The sequence below is a fragment of the Nocardia araoensis NBRC 100135 genome (genome assembly GCF_000308435.1).
Taxonomy (GTDB): domain Bacteria; phylum Actinomycetota; class Actinomycetes; order Mycobacteriales; family Mycobacteriaceae; genus Nocardia; species Nocardia araoensis.
In genome coordinates, this window is record NZ_BAFR01000191.1 from 1 (window position 1) to 1,335 (window position 1,335).

The 1,335-nt window shown below is 68.8% G+C and carries 1 protein-coding gene; it reads right to left on the reverse strand.

The window, feature by feature from the left end; genetic code table 11:
• Nucleotides 1-1,335, reverse strand: a 1,335-nt coding sequence (locus ON21_RS25310; protein WP_039801641.1) for an amino acid adenylation domain-containing protein, incomplete at both ends; no start/stop codon positions are given.

Sequence of the window (1,335 nt, forward strand, 5' to 3'; positions counted from 1 at the left end):
CCCGTGCGGTACATCCGCGCACCGGGCTGGAACGGATTCGCCACGAAACGATCCGCGGTCAGATCCGCACGACCGAAATAGCCCCGACCCAACTGCGCACCCGCGAGATACAACTCACCCGACACACCCACCGGCACCGGACGCAAACGCCCATCCAGCACGAACACCCGACTGTTCCACTCCGGCGCACCAATCGACACCGACGCCTCATCAGCAAGCGTCACCCGATGGCTGGTGACCGACACCGCCGCCTCGGTCGGACCATACAAATTGAACAACTCGGTCCGCGGATACTCACGCAAGAACCGCTGCGCCACCGAGCCGGATAGGGACTCACCGATCGCCAACACCCGCCGCGGCGACCAGTCGCCCGCGGCCGGCCGGTGCGCCAGCAGCGCCTCCAGCATCGACGGCACCGCGTGCAGCGTGGTGACCGATTCCCGTGCCATCAGCTCGTGCAGATACGCGGCATCCCGGTGACCATCCGGCGCGGCGATGACCAGACGTCCGCCGCAGACAGCGGCCGACCAGAACTCCCACACCGACAGGTCGAACGTCGCCGCCGTCTTCAACAGCACCGCGTCGTCCTGGGCCAGCTCGAACTCGGCCGCCTTCCAGAGCAATTGGTTCACGATCGCCCCGTGCGGCACCGCGACGCCCTTCGGGCGACCCGTCGAACCCGAGGTGAAGATGACGTAGGCCGTGTTCTCTGGCCGCAGCGTCACGACTCGCTCGGCGTCGGTGAGCGGCACGCTCGCGACCGCGGTGAGTTCGAGATCCTCGAGCCGCACCACCGGCGCGACATCGGTATCGAAGTCCGACTCCGCGTTGCTCAACACGCACACCGGTGCGGCGACGGAGAGGATGTAGTCGGTCCGCTCCGCGGCTTGGTCGGGGTCGACCGGCACGTACGTCCCACCGGCCTCGGCCACCGCGTACATCGCCACGACCAGATCCGCCGATCGGCGGAACGCGAGCGCGACCCGGGTTTCCGGGCCGACGCCCACCGAGATCAGGTAACGGGCGAGGCGGTTCACCCGTGCGGCCAGCTCGGCGTAGCTCAGCTCGGCGCGTTCGCCGCCGGGTAGGTCCGCGACCAGCGCGACCGCGCCCGGCGCCGCCGCGACGGTCCGGCGCAGCAGCGATCCCAGCGTGGCGGGCTCCACCGGATGGGTGGTGTCGTTCCACGCGGTGAGCACGTCGTGCCGTTCGGCGTCGGCGAGGATGTCGATATCCCCCACCGGGACAGTCGGATCAGCGACTACCGCGGCGAGGATGCGCGACAACCGGTCAACGAACCCTTCGACCGTCGCCCGATCGAAAAGATCGGTGGCA